The sequence below is a fragment of the Kiritimatiellales bacterium genome, assembly GCA_041656295.1.
GTDB lineage: Bacteria > Verrucomicrobiota > Kiritimatiellia > Kiritimatiellales > Tichowtungiaceae > Tichowtungia.
Genome location: JBBADV010000018.1, coordinates 1 through 19,290, shown reverse-complemented (window position 1 = coordinate 19,290; position 19,290 = coordinate 1). Strand labels below are relative to the sequence as shown.

Here is a 19,290-nt window from a genome sequence, read left to right as displayed (position 1 = left end):
TTACTTTATATACCCGAGCGATTTTAAAAACTCAATCGTATCGGCAAGAGTTTCATCGTATTTAATCTTATTGAAAAAGCCATGCGGCTGATCTTCATAGAGTTTAAGGTCGCAACGCGCGCCGGCAGATTCCATTAACGCTTTGTATTTTTCGGCGGTAGCCACAGGGATCAATTTATCCTGCGTTCCGAGCATGACGAGTGTCGGCGGCGCACCGGGTTTTATGTTGTGCATCGGCGAAAATTCCTGCCAGTACTTTTTAACGCGATCGTAACCGTAGCCTGCTGCGCTGTTGTCAAAAACGGGATTGAAGAGAACCAGCGCGTTCGGGCGGCAGTCCACGGATATATCTTCGCCCTCTTCATTGAAGCCTTCAACGAGCGCAGTGGCGGCGGCAATATGTCCGCCGGCAGAACCGCCGCCGGCGGCAATGCGGTTCGGGTCGATACCAAAATTGCCGGCATTTTTGCGAACCCAGCGCAGAGCGGATTTCCCGTCTTTAACACATTCGGACGGCGATGTACCGTGACGTTTTTCAACGCGGTAGTCGGCATTAATGGCGACCATGCCGAGTTCAGCGAGCGCGCGGCTTTGTCCGAAAAACTGCCCGGGGGCACCGTTAATCCATCCGCCGCCGAAGAAAAAGACGATCGCCGGTTTTTTGGCAAAGGTTTTATGTTTTTCCGGATAGAAAAAATGCAGGGTGAGTTCGGTATCGCCAATTGTTTTATAGGTGACGATTTCGTCAGGCTGTGAACGATCTGGATTTCGTTCCTTTTCATTGCTGCATGCAGAGATGAATGAGAGAAATGAGACGCATGCGATTAATGAGATGCCTGTTTTTTTCATGAGTTATTCCTTTTGTTAAACACTCTTAAAAATTCTCTGATTTCTTCCATACGGAATAAAATTCCGACGGTAAAGTACATTCCGGCGCCGGCACCGATGCTGAGCAGTACGGAGATGATTTGTGCCGGTTTACTGCCGTGCGGCAGCAGGTTATAAACGAGGATGCAAACAGCACTCATGAGAACTGCCGCTGTGAGTGAGCGCCACGCGGTTGCAATGATACGCCGCCAGTCGGGCGCGCCGATGCGGCGCTGTAAAATAAATGCTAAACAGAAAATGTTCGCGGCTTCGGCGATAACGGTGGCAGCGGCGATTCCGGCGTGTTTGATGTTTTGCGGCAGGGTAAAGATGAAAATCAGATTTAGAATCAGGTTCAACAGTACTGCGCCGGCACCGATGCGCACCGGTGTTTTAGTGTCTTTCAGTGCATAAAATGCCGGTACAAATACTTTTGCGAGGCTGAAGACAACCAGTCCCGGCGCATAGCAGATGAGGGCAGCAGCGGTCATCCAGGTTGAGGCTGAGTCGAACGCCTGCCACTCGAAGATCATTCGAACAATGGGAAACGCCATGATTAAAAGTCCGGCGGCGGCGGGCGTCATGATAAAAAGCAGATGGCGCAGTCCGTCGCTGATTCCGGCCAGAATTTGTGAATGGTCGGCGCGGGCGGCGTGTTTCGAAAAGACCGGCAGCAGGACGGTGCCGAGTGCGGTAGCGATGATGCCGAGCGGGAAATAGACGAGGCGTTCGCTGTAGAAAAGCGCTGCCGGCGCGCCCTGCCCGATCCACAGCGCGAGCAGTCGATCAACCATAACATTAACCTGCGTAACGGCCATGCCGACCGCCGCCGGTCCCATGAGCAGCAGCATGCGACGAATGCGCGGCGTATTCCATTGCGCCGTGAACTCCGGTGACCAGCCGAAGCGCCGTAACACCGGCCACTGAACTGCCCATTGCAAAACTCCGGCGAGCAGGACGGCCCATGCAACGAACCGGATTTTTTCTTCCGGCGTTTTTCCAAAAAACGGTACGCAAAAAATCAGTGCGCCGATCCAGAGGATATTGAGAATTCCCGGCGCGAACGCCGGTACGGCAAAGTGGTGAAACGAATTGAGGATGCCCATGGATACGGCGGCCAGACAGATGAAAATCATATAGGGCATCATGATTTGCAACAGACTGAATACAGCGCCGGTTTTTTCGCTCGCGGCGGGAATGAACGCAACCGCAACGATAATGATGAGCGTCATTATTGTTAGAACGGTGAACAGCAGCGAGAGGACGCGATTAACGAATTTCCAGGCTGCGGCATCACCCTCTTTCTCACGCGTTTCAACCAGCACCGGTACAAATGCGGCAGACAGCGCCCCCTCACCAAACAGGCGCCGGAACAGATTCGGTACCGTGAAGGCCACAACAAAGGCGGACATGACGAGCGATGTACCAAATGCGCCGGCCATTAAAATGTCGCGGATCAGTCCAAGAAAACGGCTGAACACGGTGCAGCCGCTAACGATTCCGGCAGAACGAAGGACTGAGAATTTATGATTGCCGATTACCGATTGCCGATTTTTATTCATTTGTTTTTCGTCTATAGCATTTTTTGCGACGAATGAATTATTCTTCTGTTACTAACGCATCGGCTTCCGGCGGTGCGGTTTCGCTTTCCGGCGAAGCAGCCGCGATCCACCGGCGGCGTGTGATGCAGATGTAAATTAAAACTGCGCCGAGGAGAATTGTTCCGCTCCATGAATTGGAAATCCATTCATTGCCGCCATAAAGCCAGAGCATGCTTTTATTATTATCCATAAAGAGCCGGAAAAATCCCATGACCCAGACCCAGCCGGTGTGCAGCCCGATCGCAACGTATACCGAGCGCGTCCAAAGCGTGAGGATGGAGAGCACGACACCCATCATGAAAAGCGCGCAGAATTCCGTCAGAAAATGGTGGCCGGCGCGATCAAATAAATGTGCAAGCAGCATAAAACCGGAGTTCCACTGAGTAAGAATTTCAGGATTGGACGGGCGCATAAAGTGAACAATAGAGAACAGAAAACTGCCGACACAAATTGCGGCAACAACTCCCAAACTCTTGCGAAACAGCGTAAAAAGAAATCCGCGGAAAAGGATTTCCTCAAAAACACCAACCAGTATTCCGCCGATAAGTACCTGTACGGATTTCCGGATTAGATAGGATGGCGTTCTGGTGCCGGCGTCACAAAAATAGACATCGAGCAGCAGACCAAGCAGGTAAACAAGCGAAACACTGATTATACCGATCTTTAAACCGGATAATAAAAGTCCGTACCGGTTCGGCGCATCAGTTAATCCAACATCCGCCCCGCTTTGCAGTCCGCTTAGACGGTATGCGGGATACAGAAACAGCATAACAAAAATTACAACCAGGCGGGAACCGACGCGGTGGAACGGCGCATCAAAAACAGAGCCTGGCGGCGCGATACTCTGTAACAACTGATAGATCCACGGCGTTGCAAATGCAGCCAGCACCGGCGCGATAACGAAGACAAGCAAAAGTGAATACAGGGGTTTAAACCGGATGTGACTCATCGTTTTCAGTCCTTAATTATGAGCTGTAAGCGGCTGCTTTTGGGCGGAAACCGGACGACCGTTCAAAAATCTCAAACCCGGATCTGAAAATTATTTTTCTGACACAAATCATGCAGGCTTCTCTCGTGTTTTTTATTTCTTCGTTTTTGATGATTTTTTGTTAAAAACCGCTTTGCAGTGCTGTTATTTTTTACGTTTAGAATGGCAACACTATAACGACTTTCGTATCGTTGACCACGTTAAATTAACCATGGGATTATAATATCATGAATATAAAAACTCCCGGACGCCTGCTGGCGGGGAATCAAAATATCATTGCCGCTTCATACGACGAGTTCAACCGGATTCCGGTTGATCGCGATCTAAGGGGACAGACCGGCGGTGCGCCGCGCACAGCACAGCAAACGATCGCACAAGGCGTAACTGTTTCCGGCCAGGGAACCTTCTCCAGAAAATCAGTGACAACAATCACATTCGAACCGACCGGCCGCGAAGGCTGGTGGCTCGACCGCACTGATCAGCCGAACTCCCTGCCGGTTCGCGTTGCGATCGACAACGTCTGGACGACCGGCTCTATCGTCAGCAACATTGTGCTGCGCGCCGGCAATCCGCACAACTATGTTCGTATGGCGGAGCACATCATTGCGCTGCGCATGGGCATGGATATCGATAATCTGATGATTAAAATTGATTCCGGAGACCCTCCGCTTTTCGAACGCGGCAGCCTGGATTTGATCGAAGCGCTGAACCGCGCCGGACGCAAGGATGTCGATCGCCCGATTAAATATGTTACGGTGAAAGAGCCGGTGACGCTCGGCTGGAGCGCCGGACAGTTTGTGACACTTGCGCCGCCGGAGAATAAAACTCCGATGCTGACAATCGACGCCGCGGTCAACTTTTCAACTGCCATTGGACAGCAGCGGCTCACATTTCCGGTAACGTATGAAAATATTCTTACCGGCGCTGAAGCGCGCACGAATACACCGTACAGCAAGTGGATCTACTGCAAAACGTTCGGGAAAATTTTCGCCGATATCCGTAACCTCGGATACACCGATAAAAATATTCTTATCGCACGCAGAAGCCGATATCAGAATGAACCGCGATTAATCTACAACGGGAAATCACTTGAAGCGATCTGGCACCGCAGTTCGCTCGACCTGCTCGCGGCCATTGCACTGATTCCCGATGCGCGTTTCGTCGGCGAAATCACCTCCTATAAAGCCGGGCACCGCCTCGACTGCGATCTGATCACACAGCTTTATCTGCACGATTTACTGGAAGAATTATGAAACTGACCACCGAACAGCAAGCATCCGCAACAAAGCGGCTTCGGGAAACGCCGGAAATTTGCGCCGCGTTTCTTCATGGGTCCGCCGCCGCCGGAAAAATGCGTCCGGACAGTGATGTCGACATCGCCGTTCTGCCAATGTCCGGCGAAACAACTGATGTAAAAACACGCTTGCGCCTCGCCGGCGATCTTGAACAAATTTTTGAGCGCACGGCGGATATTGGCATTCTCAGCACAAACAACCTGATCTATGCAAAAGAAGTAGTTGAGCACGGACTCCCGCTATTCACAAAAAATAAATTTTCCAGTGACAGCTTTATCATGCACTGCCTGTCGATGTACGCAGATCTTCAGGAAAGCCGAAAAGAGGTAATTCATGCATATACAGCCTGATGATGTTCTTCTAAATAAAGCATCCATTATTGAACGGTGCGTTCACCGAATTAAACAAGAACATAATGCATGTCCGCAACTGGATGATTTCACGTGCGTCGATGCGCTGACGCTCAATATTCAGCGCGCCTGCGAAGCCGCAATTGATATGGCAATGCACCTGGCAGCAAAACATCATCTCGGCATTCCACAAAGCAAAGCCGAATCATTTAACCTGCTGAAAAACGCCGGAATTATCTTTGATGAGCTCTGCCGGAAAATGCGCGGAATGACAGGATTCAGAAATATCGCCGTTCACCAATATCAGCAGCTTGACATCGGAATCCTGAAATACATCGCAGAAACAGGCTGCCTTGATTTTGTTGAGTTCTGCAAGGCGCTCGGATTAAAAATTGTGATCTAACTTTTTCAGCATGCGGATTTTAATCGTCAAACTGAGTTCTCTCGGAGATCTGTTCCATGCGCTGCCAACGGTACGCGCATTGAAAGAGGGACTCGGCGCTGAAATTGACTGGGCGGTTCAACCGGAATATCAAACGCTCGTGCAGCATTTTGACGACGTGCAAAATGTCATCTGTTTCCCCCGCCGGAATTTAATCGGAGAAGGCCGGAAGTTTTTCCATGCACTCCGGTCGCGCTGCTATGATTACGCAATTGATCTGCAAGGGCTGCTAAAAAGCGGAATCATTACAGCAGCGGCGCGTGCCGGAAAAACCATTGGACCGTCTGCTGCGCGCGAAGGCACACGAATTTTTTACAGCGCAGTGGCCGGTAAAAAAAACAAACACCGGCACGCCGTCGATGAACTGCTGGATGTTGTGCGATTTCTGAACCTGCCGGTGCCGGAAATTCCTGAATTCGCCGTCACCTTCCCTGCAAGGGAGCCGTTGGCGGGAAAAATAAATATTGCACTTTGCCCCTGTTCACGTGCCGCGGGAAAAAACTGGCCCGCAGAACGGTTTATTGAAACGGCAGCTGCCTTGCAAAAAAAGTATGCTGCAACCATTCACCTGATCGGTTCTGCCGCGGATCGCGATACCGGTGAAAAAATTTCCGGAGCAATTTCCGGCGCGCAGAACCACACCGGAAAAACATCATTGATTGAACTCGGCTCACTGCTAAAACAGATGAATCTCTTAATCACTGTCGACAGCGGTCCGATGCACATGGGTGCGGCGGCCGGCATTCCGGTGCTGGCGCTGTTCGGTCCAACATCGCCGGTGCGCACCGGCCCTTACGGCAGGCGGTGCCGCGTGATTGAATCACCGCTGCTGCAAAACTCAAAAAAAATTTCAAAGCACACGCGCCGGAATGATATGCGCTTCATTGAAACGATTCCAGCGGATGAAGTGATTTGCGCCGCAACGGAGATGCTGTCATGAATCCGGTCAGAGAACGAATTGAATACGCGGCGCTGTTGACACTGTACGGTTTTTTGAAACTTCTTCCGGAATGGCTGATCTATGTACTTTTAAGAATTTTCGGCGCTCTGTTTTTCATGTTCAGTTTCCGGCGGCGCACACTGACATTTCAGAATCTGAAAATTGTTTTCCCCGGGAAAACCCGGAGCGAACGGTTTCGCATCGCGTGGATGTCATTTCAGAATATGGCGGTATTTACCGGCGAAAGCCTCTTGATCATGACCGGTAAACTGACGCCGGAACGCATTCTTCAAATGGTCGACGCCGGCTCAAACTATGAAAGATATTCACAGATCAGGTCGGCGGCAAAACACGGCGTTATTCATTTGACAGGGCATCTTGGAAACTGGGAACTGCTGGCGGCATACGGCGCAGCGCAGAACTGGAGCTCGGTTATTATCGCCCGCAAAGGAGATAATGCGCTGATTGATAAAAACATTCTAACGCCGATACGCACAAAATTCGGCAACCGGATTATTCCCAAAAAGAATGCATTGCTGCATATCGTTAAAGCATTAAAACGCGGTGAAGCGGCATCGTTTTTAATTGATCAGAAAACGAATGTAAAAGAAGGTGTGACTGTCAAATTTTTTGGCCGGGATGTGCTCGCCGTCGCTTCAGCAGCGGCATTGCAAATCAGGTTTCATCCAACCATTGTGCCGGCCTTTATGGTTAAAACCGGCAAACAAAATTATGCATGGATTATGTTCGATCCGGTGGAATGGAGTGATGACGGATCGCCGGAAGAGGCGCAGATTTTAAAATTGACACAGCACTATCAAACAATCATCGAAACAATGATTCTCAAATATCCTGAACAATGGTTCTGGATGCACAACCGTTTTAAACTGATGACTGCCAAGCGGGCAAAAAAACACCGGCGGAGAAAACGCCTGCATCCTGAACTGCAAGAGCCTTCGCCATTGATTCCAACGAAAATTAATGAATGATAGCTGCAGTGGAAAAAACGGAAATGTCATATTGAGAACGTGGTATATTCATCCTGATTATCGAGAGGAGGAAACCGGCGAAGCATTCAGCTCTCTGCACTCTGTGTTTACTCTGGAAGGCGATGAGGTTTCACGCGGCGTTCTCGGCACCGTTGTGCGTGCACAAATCGCCGGCGGAGTTTTTTATATTAAACGTTATTTTTTCATCAGTAAACGTCTGCGCCGGCGCTTTGTGCGTCCGCGGCTGTTCGGTGAAATCGAAAATCTGCAGCGTTTCCGGTCGTGGGGGATTCCGACAGCGGACATCGTGGCGTACGGTTGCGAACGTCGCTGGCTTTTCCTTTTCCGCCGGGGTGCACTGGTTACAAAAGAAATTCCTGATACGATGGATCTAACGGAACTGGCGGAGACCGATGACCCCCGTCTAAAAAACCCGGAGTGGGTCGACGCGGTATCAAAACAGCTCGCCGGGATTGCCCGTATCATGCACGAGCGCCGGTTTGCTCATGAAGATTTTAAATGGCGCAATATTCTCGTTACAAAATCCGGCGATCCAAAGGTTTTTTTGATCGACTGCCCGTGCGGAACATTCTGGATACCGCCATTCCTGACCCGCCGGAAGATTAAAGATATTGCCTGCCTGGATAAAGTTGCTAAAAAAGTTTTGTCGCGCACACAACGGTTACGGTTCTTTATGGATTACGCCGCCGTGACTCGTCTCAACAAAAAAAACAAACGGACAGTCCGCCGGATTCTGCATTTTTTTGACGGCCGTGAATGACATAATTTTCCCCGGCGGTTACAAACAAAAACGATTGACTCTAAATTATAAACTGTCGCCGAAATCGGCGCGGAATTTTTTGATCAGCTCTTGCGGCCAGCCGGTTTTTGCATCGAGTTTCCCAAGGAAAAACCGGAGCACTTTCGGCTCTTCGCGCCATTTGAGTCCGCCGATGAGGTTGCGATTTTCATAAAGCCAGATGAGACGGTCAAGCATGTAGCGCGTCTGTGAGAGTGTGAACACGCGGCGCGGGAATGCCATACGCATCAGTTCCATGTCGCTGAGCACATCGTTGCCGCTTTCGTCGCGCACACTGGACAGTGTTCCGCGTTCCATGCAGCGAATGCCGGAAATCAAATAATAGGCTGCGGCGAGCGCGCCGGCGGGATAGTCTTCCTGCGGAATGTGGGAAACAAACTCCATCGCATCAACATGGCAGCCGAGCGCACCGGGCGGCGTAACCACCGGAATGCCGCGGCTGTCGAGTTCATTAACGAGATATGCAATAAATGCCGGTGATTGTGAAATAACGGTTTCGTCGAGCGTTTCATGCAGTCCGACAGCCATCGCTTCAATTTCACGCACTGACATTCCGCCGTAAGTGATAAAGCCTTCGAAGAGCGGCACCAGCTCTTTCATTTTTTCAAACAGTGCCGGCTCATTGGTGCAGATACAGCCGCCGCGCGACGAACTGACTTTGCGGCTGGAGAAATAACGAGCTCGCAAAGACCGGACATCGTCGCAAGGATTTCTTTGATGCTCTTGTTTTTAAATTCCGGTTCGCGCTGTTTGATCATCCACGCGTTTTCGCCGAGCAGTGATGCATCAAGCAGCATCATGATACCGTATTTGTCAGCAATTTTACGGACTTCATACATATTAGCAATGGAAAACGGCTGACCGCCGATCAGATTGGTTGACGCTTCAAGGCGGATAAACGGTACGCGCTCCGTGCCGTATTGCTGAATAACGGCTTCCAGCTTGCCAATGTCGAGATTGCCTTTAAACGGGAAATCGCTATGGATCACAAATGCTTCCGGCGTATAAATTTCGCACAGCGTTCCGCCGTTGAGTTCAAAATGCGCTTTGGTGGTGGTAAAATGATAATTCATCGGGATGACATCGCCGGGCTTGATGAATGTACGCGCAATAATATTTTCGGCGGCGCGCCCCTGATGCACCGGCAGAATCAACCGTTTGCCGAATACCGCTTCAACCGCCGCTTTCATCTTATCAAAACTCTGCGAGCCGGCGTATGCATCATCTGCAACCATCATCGACGCCACCTGATTATCACTCATAGCATTCACGCCGGAATCGGTGAGCATATCGAGAAATACATCTTTGGTGTTTAATAGAAACGTGTTGTAGCCGGCCTCTTCCAGCGCGTCGTAACGGCGTTGAATTGGACGGAGGTGCAGCTTCTGAACAACACGAACTTTATGGAGCTCCAGCGGAATATTCTCACCGGTATAAAATTTTACTTGTGCGTTGTTTGAACTTTGCATCACATATCCTTCATTCAATTCCATGTGCGCCGGGACGCCTTCCTTGCACCGGCTTAAAATATGTAATATACGCCTTCTCTGCGAAATTACAAATGATGTACTGAATTTTTTCGGACAAATTGCAGCGGAGGACATTGTAAGAGCTCATGTGTCCTTTTATGACAAGCTCCTTGCAGGATTCCTGCTGCACGATAAACTGCTGCTATGACATTAGGAAATACAACGCCGGCGATTTCGATTGTGATTCCGACGATGGGGCGGCCGATTCTGGTGCGTACGCTCACGTCAGTTCTGGCGATGCAAAATTCAAACCGGCTTGAAATTATTATTGTCGGCGAAATTTCCAGTCCTTCTGTTCTGAGTGAAGTCACAGCCATTGTCGCAAACAATTCCAATGTGCGTCATATTTCTATTGCGTATAAAACCGGCGATTCAAGCCGTAAAAAAAATCGCGGCGCATCAGAAAGTTTAGCGGAGATTATCGCGTTTCTGGATGACGATGTTACCGTCGCACCGGACTGGGCAGAACATATTCTTGCCGCATTTACAGACCTGCATGTCGGTTTAGTCAGCGGACCGTCGCTGGTGCCGGAAGATATCGGCCTTGCTGCGCGGCTCGCCGGTCTGGCGTTGACATCGCGTGCCGCCGGTTATGCTGCCGAACGGTATAAAACCGGTGACACCGGTACGCGCGAAATTATATGGAGCCGGATTATCGGCTGTAACGCCGCATACCGGAAAAGAGCTTTCCAGGAAATGGGCGGCTTCCCGCCGGAATTTTATCCCGGCGAAGAAATGATCGCATCCTGGCGGACGCAGCTGCTGGGTTATAAACTGCTCTTCATTCCGGCAGCGTGGGTGTACCACTATCCGCGCCAGTCTGTAAAACGGTTCTGCCGGCAGATGTGGGGTTACGGCGCAACGCGCATTCGTCTAATCCGCGCCGGCACCGGCATTGAGTGGGCCACATTAATTCCGGCAGCCTGGGTGTTATCGTTGCTGTTTTTGGGAGCGCTGGCGCCGTTTTTTAACAGTGCAGCGATACTGCTTGCAGCAAATATTTTGTTGTACGGAATTGCAGCCGCGTTCATCGGACTGGAGACAGTTGTGCATACGCGGCGGCCGCGTGACCTGCTTGTTCTGTTTATGGTTCCCGTCATGCACATCAGCTACGGACTTGCCGAATGGTTCGAATTTTTCCGGCCGAATTGCGATCTCAGTGAAAATAAATAATTCGCCGGCAGTTTATTCTGCCGTGTGATTTTTGAGCGTTTTTAAATCTGCATCAATTTTTTAACTGCCTCACCGATGTCCGGCTGACGAAGCAGGCTTTCGCCGACGAGGACAGCAGAGATTCCGGCGGCATGCAGGTTTTTAATATCAGCGGCGGTGCGAATGCCGCTTTCGCTGACAAGCGTACAATCTGCCGGTGCAAGTTCGCACAGATCAAATGTGGTTTGAAGGTCGGTTTTAAATGTTTTGAGATTCCGGTTATTGATTCCAATCAGTGCTGCGCCGGCGTCAACCGCGCGCTTCATCTCTTCGGCAGTATGCACTTCAACGAGCGCCGTCATGCCGCATGATTCAGTCAACCGGATGAAGTCGCTTAATTCCGTACCGGTTAAAATTGCGGCAATCAGTAAAGCGGCGGATGCGCCAAGCGCTTCGGCATGAAAAATCTGGCGCGGGTCGATAACGAACTCTTTATAGAGCAGCGGCAGTTTGGTTGCGGCGCGGACAGCATTCCACTGAGTTTCACCGCCGCCGAAAAATTCCCTGTCCATTAAACAGGACACAGCCTGTGCACCGGAATTTTCATATCTTTGCACAATCCCGGCGGGATCAAACGGATCACGAATAATCCCGGCGGACGGTGAGCATCGTTTGACCTCGGCGATAAGTCCGACCGGTGCCGCCTTTAATGCAGCCACAAACGCCGGAACCGGTTCGCGCGCCGGCGAGCCGTCACATTCGGTACAGGCGGTTCCGACATGCGGCAACTGTTCAACCGCCGTTTCAATAGTGCGGAAATATCCCGGTGTTTCAATTTCAATCCGTTTGCGAGCGACAATTTTATCCAGCATGTTCATTACGACAGAATAACAGGATTTTCTTAACCGCCAAGACGCCAGGAATTATTTTTGAAAAAAATCCATAAATCACGATTCGAAAAAAGCCTGGCGCCTTGGCGGTTAAAAAATCTGCAATGTTAAGCGTTCTCTTTTTGTTTCAGTTTTAAATAGGCCTCGATGAACCCGTCCAGATTGCCGTCGAGTACAGACTGAACATTGCCGATTTGGAAATCGGTGCGGTGGTCTTTGACCATAGTATAGGGCTGCATGACGTAGGAGCGGATCTGATGTCCCCACGCAATCTCACCCTTCGCGCCGTAAAACTGCTCTGCGGCCTGTTTTTGTTTATCGAGCTCGTACTCGTATACTTTGGCTTTAAGCATCTTCAATGCTTTTTCACGATTCTTATGCTGCGAGCGCTCGGCCTGGCACTGAACAATGATTCCGGTGGGAACATGTACAATGCGCACAGCGGAATCAGTGGTGTTAACATGCTGCCCGCCGGCGCCGCTGGAGCGGTAAGTATCGATGCGCATATCTTTTTCTTCGATCTCAACAGCAATGTCGTCGTCAATTTCAGCAGTAACATCGAGAGCGACGAACGAAGTGTGCCGGCGCGAATTTGAATCGAACGGGCTGATGCGCACAAGCCGGTGAACGCCGCGCTCGCTCTTTAAATTACCGTATGCGTACGCGCCGGAAATCTGAAAGGTAACGCTTTTAATACCGGCTTCTTCACCGGGCTGCAGATCAAGTACTTCTACAGTGAATCCGCAGCGCTCTGCAAAACGACGGTACATGCGGTACAGTATATCCGCCCAGTCGCATGATTCGGTTCCGCCGGCGCCGGCGTGTAAACTCAGATAGGCATTTTTTGCATCGAGCGGTCCGCCGAGCAGTGATTGCATTTCGAGCGACTGAAAGTTCTGCTCGCAGTCGTCCAGCAGTTGTTGAATTTCTTTAACCGCCGTTTGCTGCCCGTCTTCGTCTTCGGTTGCGGCGAGCTCCAGCAGAACTCCGGCATCGTCAAGCAGCGCTTCAATCGTTTGAAACGGCTCGATAACCGCTTTCAAACTTTTTACGGCGGCAATGTTGGCGGTCGCAGCATTTGGATCGTTCCAGAACTCCGGCGCGGCGGCTTGCGTTTCGAGCACGGCCAGTTCTCTGATCTTTCCAGCGATGCCGAGATAACCGCGCATCTCTTCCAGTCGCGCATCGACACCCGAAATCTGTTCTTTCAACTCTTCAAGCATTGGATTTTTTCCGCTGTATAAAAAGTCCAATCAATAGCGCAACGCCGGTGAGCAGGCAAGCCTGCGCGAAAAGATCGCCGTGACGGACATAAAATGTCGCCGGCAACTCCGGCGGCGCCGGAGTTACAGAGACAACCTGGAATCCTTCGGTACGCGCGGCCAGCGTACGGCTGATTTCGCCGTACGGGCTGAGTGCGCACGTCATGCCGGTATTTGTGCAGCGCAGCATCGGCCGGCGCGTTTCAATGCACCGGAAAACAGAGTTCGCCAGATGCTGCACCGATCCGCTGTCCGGATCAAACCATGAATCATTCGTCTGATTAATCAGCCACGCCGCACCGGACTTCACCGCGCGCCACGAAAGATACGGCAGCACATCTTCGAAACAGATCAGCACCGAAAAACAGTGTTCTGCATCCGGAAACGGAAACAGTACTGTTTCCCGGCCCGGCCGGAAACTGCTTTCGATCGGCGTCAGTGCAGCAATGAATGGAATGTAGTTCTCAAAGGGAATGTATTCGCCAAACAGAACAAGATGCTGTTTGTAGTAAACCGACTGCAGCTTTCCGGCACCGGTGAAAAAAAATGATGCGTTATAAAACTGCGGCTCATTAGTTTTCGTATACCGCACGTCCATACTGCCAACAAGCATCGGCACGCCGCCGCCAGCGTTGATCATTTTCTTCACGAGATCGGCGCTGCGCGGACTGAAGCGTACAAAGTCCGGCAGGGCGGTTTCCGGCCAGATGACCAGATCAAGATTGGGCGTAATCACGGCGAACGACGTCAGCGTTTCAAGCCGCTCATAAATCAGTTCGGGGTCGGCGAGATCCCAGTTGCCGACTTCCGGAATATTCGGCTGAATTAACGCGACATGCAGCGGTTCGCGTACCGGAGCCGGACGGTTAATCATGCGGTGGAAACCAAATGACCACGCCGCCGCGACGAGAATCAGCGCCGCCATCAGTTCCGTATGCATACGATATTTTTTCCCGCGAATTCCGGCGGCGTATTGCAAGACGGTTACTCCGGAGGAAACGTTTGTGAAAACCATCAGCGCCGAAATCAGATACACGCCGCCAAGCTCCGCAATTTGAATCAGCGGCGTTTGTAAATACTGACTGACGCCGAGCATATTCCACGGGAAGCCGGTGGCAAAAATCGCGCGCGCATATTCCGCCGCCGCCCAGACTGCCGCCGCGCCGGCGCTCCACAGAATATTTTTAATGCCGCTGGCGCTGCGCCAGTTGTCGCAGCGCAAGGAAATGAAAACCGCAAACGGAATCAGATACAGCGCACAGTACAGCGCGAGAAATAATCCGCCGGGAATAGTTACATTGCGCAGCCAGTAGAGTGTGCTGATAAAAAACACTGCGCCGGAAATCCAGCCGAGCCATGCCGCGCGCCGTGCCGGAACTCCGGTGCACGCGAACATTAATGGAATTAACGCAAACCATCCGCAAAATGCAAAATGGAACGGCGGGAAACTGAAAAACAACAGCATGCCGGAAAAAGCAGCGCCGGCAATTCGAAGTTTGAAGTCTGAAATTTGAAATTTGGGAGCGGAGATCATAAATCAATCTGTAAAATTTCCGGAACAGTGTGCCAGTTGTTTTTGCGCGCACAACAGTTCAGTACAGCGCGCAAATAACCGAGCAGCTGCTCTTCACAAACTGCCCCGGCGATTTTAGAAATGTATTTGATACCTAACATTCCGGCACCGGTATCTTTACTCCACACCATTGAAATTTTTTCCGTAAGCTGCCGCAGCGATTGAAACAAAATCAGCTCATGACAATCAACGCCGGAAAAGTCCATGCGGGAAAAATCGAGTATCCACAGCACGCCGGCAGATGTTAAACGCACCGGCCGCAGCGCGCGTGCCGCAAACAGCGGAAAGAGTTCCGGAAACGGATAGCGTGCTGATAAAACCCGCAGCCATGAGTTTGTGTGCCGCCGGAACGTGCGTTCACCATGCAGAATTTTTCCGGCGCTGGCACAATCGCCGGCGGCACAAAACGCGCGTGCGGTTAAAAGCGAAAGCTCATGTCCTTGAATCTGTGTACGCCCCTGGCAGAAAACCGCGAGACTTTCGATAACTGCCTCTGCCGTTTCGCGCGGTTCAATTTCGGCGTACTGCAAAAAACGCTGAACGCAACCGGACCACTGCCGGCGTTCATTTAGAATTTTCTGTTGATGCACATCAATCATTCGCGACCGATTAATCTTTCCGCCTCATTCATAAACTGGCTGACGTCTTTAAACCGGCGGTACACCGATGCAAACCGGACGTATGCTACTTCATCAAGTTTTTCAAGCAGGGCCATGACCTTTGTGCCGATGGCGGTGGAAGGGACTTCGCGCTCATACTCTGCTTCGATCTGTGTGATAATGCTGCCGGCGATTTGATCAATCTGCTGAATGCTGATCGGTCGTTTCTGACAGGCAATGACCAGGCTGTTGATCAGTTTTTCCCGCGAAAATTCTTCGCGGCGTCCATCGCGTTTAATAACCTGCATCGCGGCACGCATAATTTCTTCATAGGTGGTAAAGCGCAGCCCGCAGTTTAAACAGAGCCGGCGGCGGCGGATGGACGCGCCTTCGCGCACTTCACGACTGTCGATGACCTTATCTTCGCGATGTTCGCATTTAGGACATTTCATGGGAGACCGCCTCCTTCATTAACCGGCATGAGCATAGCGCGCGCATATATGAAGTAAAATGAAAAACAGCACAGATAAAAAAACAGCTCCGGGAAATCCGGAGCTGCCAAAATAATCAGCGAAGGCTGTTATTTCTTTTTCGCTACTTTCTTCGCAGCTTTTTTCGCCGGAGCTTTTTTAGCTGGCGCTTTTTTCGCTACTTTCTTCGCGGCTTTTTTAGCTGGCGCTTTTTTCGCCGGAGCTTTCTTCGCGATTTTTTTCGCTGGGGCTTTTTTCGCTACTTTCTTCGCGGCTTTTTTCGCCGGAGCCTTCTTAGCAACCTTCTTGACTGCTTTCTTCTTAGCTGCCATATCCTGTTCTCCTCAGGTTTCCTCCACAAACCACCATGGTTTATGTGTCTGTTAAGAGAAGATATAGCTCTTAAAAAAAATTCTTGCAACGATTGTTTACATAAAAACAAATTTTTTTATTGCCGTTTTTTATGCTCTGTCTGGATGATTTTTTTCAGTTCGTCTGCCGCTGTTTCGATTTTATCATTCACAACAATATATTGATAGTGCGACTGCTGTTTCATCTCTTCAACTGCATTGCACATTCTCTGTTCAATCACATCCTTTGCATCCGTTGAACGTCCGCGTAACCGGCGCAGCAATTCTTCCATCGACGGCGGAATGATAAAAATATCAACGAAACTTTTTTTAATCAGATCATCATTCGGCAGTGCCGCACACGCGTCGCGAATCTGCTGCGCGCCCTGCACATCAATATCCATAATGATGTCGCGTCCCTGCGCAAGTGCATCGTATACCGTCTGCTTCAGCGTCCCGTAACGGTTGCCGTGCACCAGAGCATGTTCAAGAAATTCATCATTTTTTAACCGTATTTCAAATTCGTCCGGCGATAGAAAAAAATAATGCACACCGTTTTTTTCTGTCCCGCGCGGTGCGCGCGTGGTGCATGAAACGGAATACACCAGTTCCGGAAAAAACTCCGCCAGCCGGGTGCACAGCGATGATTTTCCGGCACCGGACGGTGCTGAAACCACTAAAAGTAACGGGGTGTGTTTATTCAACATTTTGAACCTGCTCCCGCACACGCTCCAGTTCTGTTTTAAACTTCACCACCTGCTCTGTGATTTGCAGATCGTTCGCTTTCGATCCAACCGTATTAATCTCACGGAACATTTCCTGCGCCAGAAAATCCAGCGGACGTCCCGCCGGCTCATTCGTGCGCAGCATTTTCTTAAACTGCTGAATATGACTTTCCAGCCGCACCGTCTCTTCAGAAATATCACTGCGCTCTGCAAACAGCGCGATCTCTTTAATCACGCGATCATCTTTTGACAGATTTTCAAGCCCTGCATTTTCCAGGCCGGCAAAAAGTTTTTTCCGGTACATTGCCGCAATCACCGGCGCACGCGCGGCAATTTTTTTACGGATTGATTCCAGTACGGTCAGCCGCGCTAAAAAATCTTTTTCCAGTATTTTCCCTTCCTGCACACGCATCGTATTCAATTTTTTCAGTGCACTGGTGACCGCCTTTTCCGTTAATGCAAAAATTTCATCATGGTCTTCTGCTGTCGCCGGAAACTTTAAACACCCCGGAATCTGCAACAAATCTTTCGCCGACAGATCATCCGGCAGGTTCAGTTTTTTCGACAGCCCGCGCAAGGTGCCGAGCATCTCCTCCGCATGTTTTGAATCCACCGCTGCGCCGCTGCCGGAATTCATCTCCACCGCGATTACACCGGTAATCCGTCCGCGCGAAATCTGATCCTGAATCAGCTTTTGAATTTTCGATTCCGTGCCGGAAATCTGCGGCGGCAGACGCAAAGTTACATCCAGCTGTTTCCGGTTCACCGAACTCAACTCCGCCGACACACGGTATTTCCCGCCGCGCGCCGAACCTGTACCAAAACCTGTCATACTTTTAACCGGCACAACATCTCCTTCGTTAAACTGCAGTATCTACGCAGAAAAAACCTGACTCGGCACGGAAAAAATTATTTTGACAGGATTAACAGGATGGTTGCCGGATTTTAAAATCATATTATGCTTATGTAGGATTTTTTAAAGGAAACGCTATGCCGCTATTTGAAATTAACAAAACAACGCTAACGCCGGTTGCGAAAACTAATTTCCCGGTGGAAAAAGACATTCAAACTCTAATTGAGAAAAATCTTAGCCCGGTTTTTAACTGCCGGTTTGTTGCCACGGAATTTTCCACCGGCGCGGTGCACTCCGGACGAATCGACAGCCTCGCACTTTCTGAAGAAAACAATCCAGTAATCATCGAATACAAAAAAATCGAATCATCCGAGCTGATCAACCAAAGCCTTTTTTATCTGCACTGGATCTTCGACCATAAAGGTGATTTCGAAATGGCGGCCAAAAACACACTCGGTAACGATGTAAAAGTGGACTGGTCGGACGTTCGTGTTATTTGTATCGCGCCAAGTTATAAAAAATACGATATCCACGCAGTCCAGGTTATGGGCGCGAATATTGAATTGTGGACTTACCGCCTTTACAAAAACAATGTACTCCATCTAGAGGAAATACTTCAGGCAACGCGCTCCTCCGTGTCATCGCCCATTAAGAAAAACTCCGGCGTTATGTCCGGAGAAAAGAAAAATGCTTCCGGTCTCGGAAAAATGAAAAAAACTTTAGCACCAGTATATACATTCGACAGGCATCTGACCGGCAAATCCGAAACGATAAAATCTCTGCTACATAATATTCAGGACTTCATCATAGGGCTTGATCCGTCCATTGAAGAGGTTCCCAAAAAACACTATATAGCATATAAAGTGTCTCAAAATATTATTTGCGTTGAGCCTCAGGTGCGATGCATTAAACTTTTTCTGAAACTCAGACCCACTGAAGTAAAATCTGCGCCGAAATTTTATCGCAATGTTCTAAATATTGGACATTGGGGAACCGGCGAATCTGAATTTACTATTCAGTCAGAAGATGAATTCGAATTGGTAAAACCGTTCATTATCCAGGCATACAATAAATTCGGCGGATAATATCTTGTTTTTTATTTCACCGCAGATAACACAGATGAATTGCGCGCGGGACCGTATCTGCTATCAACGTGATATGGCTGATGGAAAAATCATCGGGATGTTGCTGGCGGTACTGGCGATGGGATTGTTTAACATTTCGCCGGTACTGCAGAAATCGGCGCAGAACGATCTGCCGCGTCTGTCGTTTTTAATCGTGGAAATCTGTGAAACGGTTGATTAGAAACCGGCACTGGGTGATCGGGTTACTTATCGGCACTGCCGGTTTGATTCCTTACTTTTTACGATGGATCTCGCCGGTGTGGCGGTTGTTCAACCGCTGTACGGCGGCGAGTTCATCATTCTCGCCTTCGGGTCGCGGATTTTTCTGATGACGACGAAGTAAAAATAGATACCCCCGAGTAAACTCGGGGTTCTTTTTTTCATCACAGCTCCTCCCGGAGCTGACCTGAACGCCGCGAAACTTTGCGTTCGCGGCATTCAGGAGGCTCATTCATCCACGGCTAAAGCCGT

23 protein-coding genes are annotated in these 19,290 nt (G+C 50.1%); 9 read left to right on the top strand and 14 right to left on the bottom strand.

Going from position 1 to position 19,290, the window contains the following annotated elements; genetic code table 11:
* Genes WC959_10400 through WC959_10390 form a run of 3 tightly spaced genes read right to left on the bottom strand, consistent with a single transcriptional unit; the run spans nucleotide 1 to nucleotide 3,417 of the window.
* Complete coding sequence (locus WC959_10400) at nucleotides 1–849, bottom strand: alpha/beta hydrolase fold domain-containing protein (protein MFA5689540.1); 849 nt, start codon at nucleotides 847–849, stop codon at nucleotides 1–3.
* On the bottom strand, nucleotides 846–2,429 hold the full coding sequence (murJ, locus tag WC959_10395; protein MFA5689539.1) for a murein biosynthesis integral membrane protein MurJ: 1,584 nt from the start codon (nucleotides 2,427–2,429) through the stop codon (nucleotides 846–848). Before murJ ends, WC959_10400 begins: the two co-directional genes overlap by 4 nt.
* Nucleotides 2,430–2,466: 37 nt before the next feature.
* Nucleotides 2,467–3,417, bottom strand: a complete 951-nt coding sequence (locus WC959_10390; protein MFA5689538.1) for a type II CAAX endopeptidase family protein — start codon at nucleotides 3,415–3,417, stop codon at nucleotides 2,467–2,469.
* A gap of 266 nt (nucleotides 3,418–3,683) precedes the next feature.
* On the opposite strand from WC959_10390, the gene WC959_10385 reads away from it, so the two are divergent.
* From WC959_10385 to WC959_10360, 6 genes are read left to right on the top strand one after another with little or no spacing between them, the layout of a single operon-like run.
* A complete protein-coding gene (locus tag WC959_10385) occupies nucleotides 3,684–4,709 on the top strand; it encodes a UDP-3-O-acyl-N-acetylglucosamine deacetylase (protein MFA5689537.1) in 1,026 nt (341 codons plus the stop codon).
* Nucleotides 4,706–5,101 carry a nucleotidyltransferase domain-containing protein gene (locus WC959_10380; GenBank protein MFA5689536.1) on the top strand — a complete coding sequence of 132 codons (396 nt, stop codon included), beginning with the start codon at nucleotides 4,706–4,708 and terminating at the stop codon, nucleotides 5,099–5,101. The genes WC959_10385 and WC959_10380 overlap by 4 nt, the downstream gene beginning before the upstream one ends.
* On the top strand, nucleotides 5,085–5,504 hold the full coding sequence (locus WC959_10375; GenBank protein ID MFA5689535.1) for a DUF86 domain-containing protein: 420 nt from the start codon (nucleotides 5,085–5,087) through the stop codon (nucleotides 5,502–5,504). Before WC959_10380 ends, WC959_10375 begins: the two co-directional genes overlap by 17 nt.
* Nucleotides 5,505–5,514: 10 nt before the next feature.
* On the top strand, nucleotides 5,515–6,483 hold the full coding sequence (locus WC959_10370) for a glycosyltransferase family 9 protein (GenBank protein ID MFA5689534.1): 969 nt from the start codon (nucleotides 5,515–5,517) through the stop codon (nucleotides 6,481–6,483).
* Nucleotides 6,480–7,472: a hypothetical protein gene (locus WC959_10365; GenBank protein ID MFA5689533.1), complete on the top strand. Its 993-nt coding sequence runs from the start codon at nucleotides 6,480–6,482 to the stop codon at nucleotides 7,470–7,472. The genes WC959_10370 and WC959_10365 overlap by 4 nt, the downstream gene beginning before the upstream one ends.
* A gap of 31 nt (nucleotides 7,473–7,503) precedes the next feature.
* Nucleotides 7,504–8,253, top strand: a complete 750-nt coding sequence (locus WC959_10360; protein ID MFA5689532.1) for a lipopolysaccharide kinase InaA family protein — start codon at nucleotides 7,504–7,506, stop codon at nucleotides 8,251–8,253.
* A 45-nt stretch (nucleotides 8,254–8,298) separates the two neighbouring features.
* On the opposite strand, the gene WC959_10355 is transcribed toward WC959_10360, so the two are convergent.
* Nucleotides 8,299–8,892, bottom strand: coding sequence for a hypothetical protein (locus WC959_10355; protein ID MFA5689531.1), 594 nt, complete (start codon nucleotides 8,890–8,892; stop codon nucleotides 8,299–8,301).
* Entirely contained in the window at nucleotides 8,889–9,785 is an 897-nt protein-coding gene (locus WC959_10350) for a tryptophanase (protein MFA5689530.1), read from the bottom strand. Before WC959_10350 ends, WC959_10355 begins: the two co-directional genes overlap by 4 nt.
* 180 nt (nucleotides 9,786–9,965) lie before the next feature.
* On the opposite strand from WC959_10350, the gene WC959_10345 reads away from it, so the two are divergent.
* A complete protein-coding gene (locus tag WC959_10345; protein MFA5689529.1) occupies nucleotides 9,966–10,994 on the top strand; it encodes a glycosyltransferase in 1,029 nt (342 codons plus the stop codon).
* Between the two features lie 41 nt (nucleotides 10,995–11,035).
* Here WC959_10345 and trpC read toward each other — a convergent pair whose 3' ends face one another.
* The 8 genes from trpC to WC959_10305 form a co-directional block, all read right to left on the bottom strand.
* Nucleotides 11,036–11,845, bottom strand: a complete 810-nt coding sequence (trpC, locus tag WC959_10340) for an indole-3-glycerol phosphate synthase TrpC (protein ID MFA5689528.1) — start codon at nucleotides 11,843–11,845, stop codon at nucleotides 11,036–11,038.
* A gap of 125 nt (nucleotides 11,846–11,970) precedes the next feature.
* Entirely contained in the window at nucleotides 11,971–13,086 is a 1,116-nt protein-coding gene (gene prfB / locus WC959_10335; GenBank protein MFA5689527.1) for a peptide chain release factor 2, read from the bottom strand.
* Nucleotides 13,079–14,659 (bottom strand): apolipoprotein N-acyltransferase, encoded by a 1,581-nt coding sequence (lnt, locus tag WC959_10330; protein MFA5689526.1) that lies wholly within the window; start codon nucleotides 14,657–14,659, stop codon nucleotides 13,079–13,081. Before lnt ends, prfB begins: the two co-directional genes overlap by 8 nt.
* Nucleotides 14,656–15,297, bottom strand: coding sequence for a hypothetical protein (locus WC959_10325; protein MFA5689525.1), 642 nt, complete (start codon nucleotides 15,295–15,297; stop codon nucleotides 14,656–14,658). The genes lnt and WC959_10325 overlap by 4 nt, the downstream gene beginning before the upstream one ends.
* Nucleotides 15,294–15,749, bottom strand: a complete 456-nt coding sequence (gene nrdR / locus WC959_10320; GenBank protein MFA5689524.1) for a transcriptional regulator NrdR — start codon at nucleotides 15,747–15,749, stop codon at nucleotides 15,294–15,296. Before nrdR ends, WC959_10325 begins: the two co-directional genes overlap by 4 nt.
* A gap of 128 nt (nucleotides 15,750–15,877) precedes the next feature.
* On the bottom strand, nucleotides 15,878–16,099 hold the full coding sequence (locus tag WC959_10315; protein MFA5689523.1) for a hypothetical protein: 222 nt from the start codon (nucleotides 16,097–16,099) through the stop codon (nucleotides 15,878–15,880).
* 116 nt (nucleotides 16,100–16,215) lie between these two features.
* Nucleotides 16,216–16,824, bottom strand: a complete 609-nt coding sequence (gene gmk, locus WC959_10310; protein ID MFA5689522.1) for a guanylate kinase — start codon at nucleotides 16,822–16,824, stop codon at nucleotides 16,216–16,218.
* Nucleotides 16,814–17,689, bottom strand: coding sequence for a YicC/YloC family endoribonuclease (locus tag WC959_10305; GenBank protein MFA5689521.1), 876 nt, complete (start codon nucleotides 17,687–17,689; stop codon nucleotides 16,814–16,816). The genes gmk and WC959_10305 overlap by 11 nt, the downstream gene beginning before the upstream one ends.
* 143 nt (nucleotides 17,690–17,832) lie before the next feature.
* Between WC959_10305 and WC959_10300 the strand changes: the two genes are divergently transcribed.
* Together WC959_10300 and WC959_10295 are read left to right on the top strand one after the other, a co-directional pair.
* Nucleotides 17,833–18,780 carry a DUF5655 domain-containing protein gene (locus WC959_10300; GenBank protein ID MFA5689520.1) on the top strand — a complete coding sequence of 316 codons (948 nt, stop codon included), beginning with the start codon at nucleotides 17,833–17,835 and terminating at the stop codon, nucleotides 18,778–18,780.
* Nucleotides 18,781–18,814: 34 nt separating this feature from the next.
* Nucleotides 18,815–19,000, top strand: a complete 186-nt coding sequence (locus WC959_10295; protein MFA5689519.1) for a hypothetical protein — start codon at nucleotides 18,815–18,817, stop codon at nucleotides 18,998–19,000.
* Nucleotides 19,001–19,051: 51 nt separating this feature from the next.
* On the opposite strand, the gene WC959_10290 is transcribed toward WC959_10295, so the two are convergent.
* Nucleotides 19,052–19,270: a hypothetical protein gene (locus tag WC959_10290; GenBank protein MFA5689518.1), complete on the bottom strand. Its 219-nt coding sequence runs from the start codon at nucleotides 19,268–19,270 to the stop codon at nucleotides 19,052–19,054.
* Nucleotides 19,271–19,290 lie beyond the last annotated feature (20 nt).

Bases quoted from the DNA above. Each gene is read 5' to 3' on its own strand.
- WC959_10380 (MFA5689536.1), top strand. From the start codon at position 4,706: ATGAAACTGACCACCGAACAGCAAGCATCCGCAACAAAGCGGCTTCGG.
- WC959_10370 (MFA5689534.1), top strand. From the start codon at position 5,515: ATGCGGATTTTAATCGTCAAACTGAGTTCTCTCGGAGATCTGTTCCAT.
- WC959_10390 (MFA5689538.1), bottom strand. From the start codon at position 3,417: ATGAGTCACATCCGGTTTAAACCCCTGTATTCACTTTTGCTTGTCTTC.
- WC959_10290 (MFA5689518.1), bottom strand. From the start codon at position 19,270: ATGAGCCTCCTGAATGCCGCGAACGCAAAGTTTCGCGGCGTTCAGGTC.
- WC959_10315 (MFA5689523.1), bottom strand. From the start codon at position 16,099: ATGGCAGCTAAGAAGAAAGCAGTCAAGAAGGTTGCTAAGAAGGCTCCG.
- murJ (MFA5689539.1), bottom strand. From the start codon at position 2,429: ATGAATAAAAATCGGCAATCGGTAATCGGCAATCATAAATTCTCAGTC.
- WC959_10350 (MFA5689530.1), bottom strand. From the start codon at position 9,785: ATGGAATTGAATGAAGGATATGTGATGCAAAGTTCAAACAACGCACAA.
- WC959_10365 (MFA5689533.1), top strand. From the start codon at position 6,480: ATGAATCCGGTCAGAGAACGAATTGAATACGCGGCGCTGTTGACACTG.
- nrdR (MFA5689524.1), bottom strand. From the start codon at position 15,749: ATGAAATGTCCTAAATGCGAACATCGCGAAGATAAGGTCATCGACAGT.
- gmk (MFA5689522.1), bottom strand. From the start codon at position 16,824: ATGTTGAATAAACACACCCCGTTACTTTTAGTGGTTTCAGCACCGTCC.
- WC959_10300 (MFA5689520.1), top strand. From the start codon at position 17,833: ATGCCGCTATTTGAAATTAACAAAACAACGCTAACGCCGGTTGCGAAA.
- WC959_10385 (MFA5689537.1), top strand. From the start codon at position 3,684: ATGAATATAAAAACTCCCGGACGCCTGCTGGCGGGGAATCAAAATATC.
- prfB (MFA5689527.1), bottom strand. From the start codon at position 13,086: ATGCTTGAAGAGTTGAAAGAACAGATTTCGGGTGTCGATGCGCGACTG.
- WC959_10325 (MFA5689525.1), bottom strand. From the start codon at position 15,297: ATGATTGATGTGCATCAACAGAAAATTCTAAATGAACGCCGGCAGTGG.
- trpC (MFA5689528.1), bottom strand. From the start codon at position 11,845: ATGCTGGATAAAATTGTCGCTCGCAAACGGATTGAAATTGAAACACCG.
- lnt (MFA5689526.1), bottom strand. From the start codon at position 14,659: ATGATCTCCGCTCCCAAATTTCAAATTTCAGACTTCAAACTTCGAATT.
- WC959_10375 (MFA5689535.1), top strand. From the start codon at position 5,085: ATGCATATACAGCCTGATGATGTTCTTCTAAATAAAGCATCCATTATT.
- WC959_10355 (MFA5689531.1), bottom strand. From the start codon at position 8,892: ATGAAAGAGCTGGTGCCGCTCTTCGAAGGCTTTATCACTTACGGCGGA.
- WC959_10295 (MFA5689519.1), top strand. From the start codon at position 18,815: ATGAATTGCGCGCGGGACCGTATCTGCTATCAACGTGATATGGCTGAT.
- WC959_10400 (MFA5689540.1), bottom strand. From the start codon at position 849: ATGAAAAAAACAGGCATCTCATTAATCGCATGCGTCTCATTTCTCTCA.
- WC959_10345 (MFA5689529.1), top strand. From the start codon at position 9,966: ATGACATTAGGAAATACAACGCCGGCGATTTCGATTGTGATTCCGACG.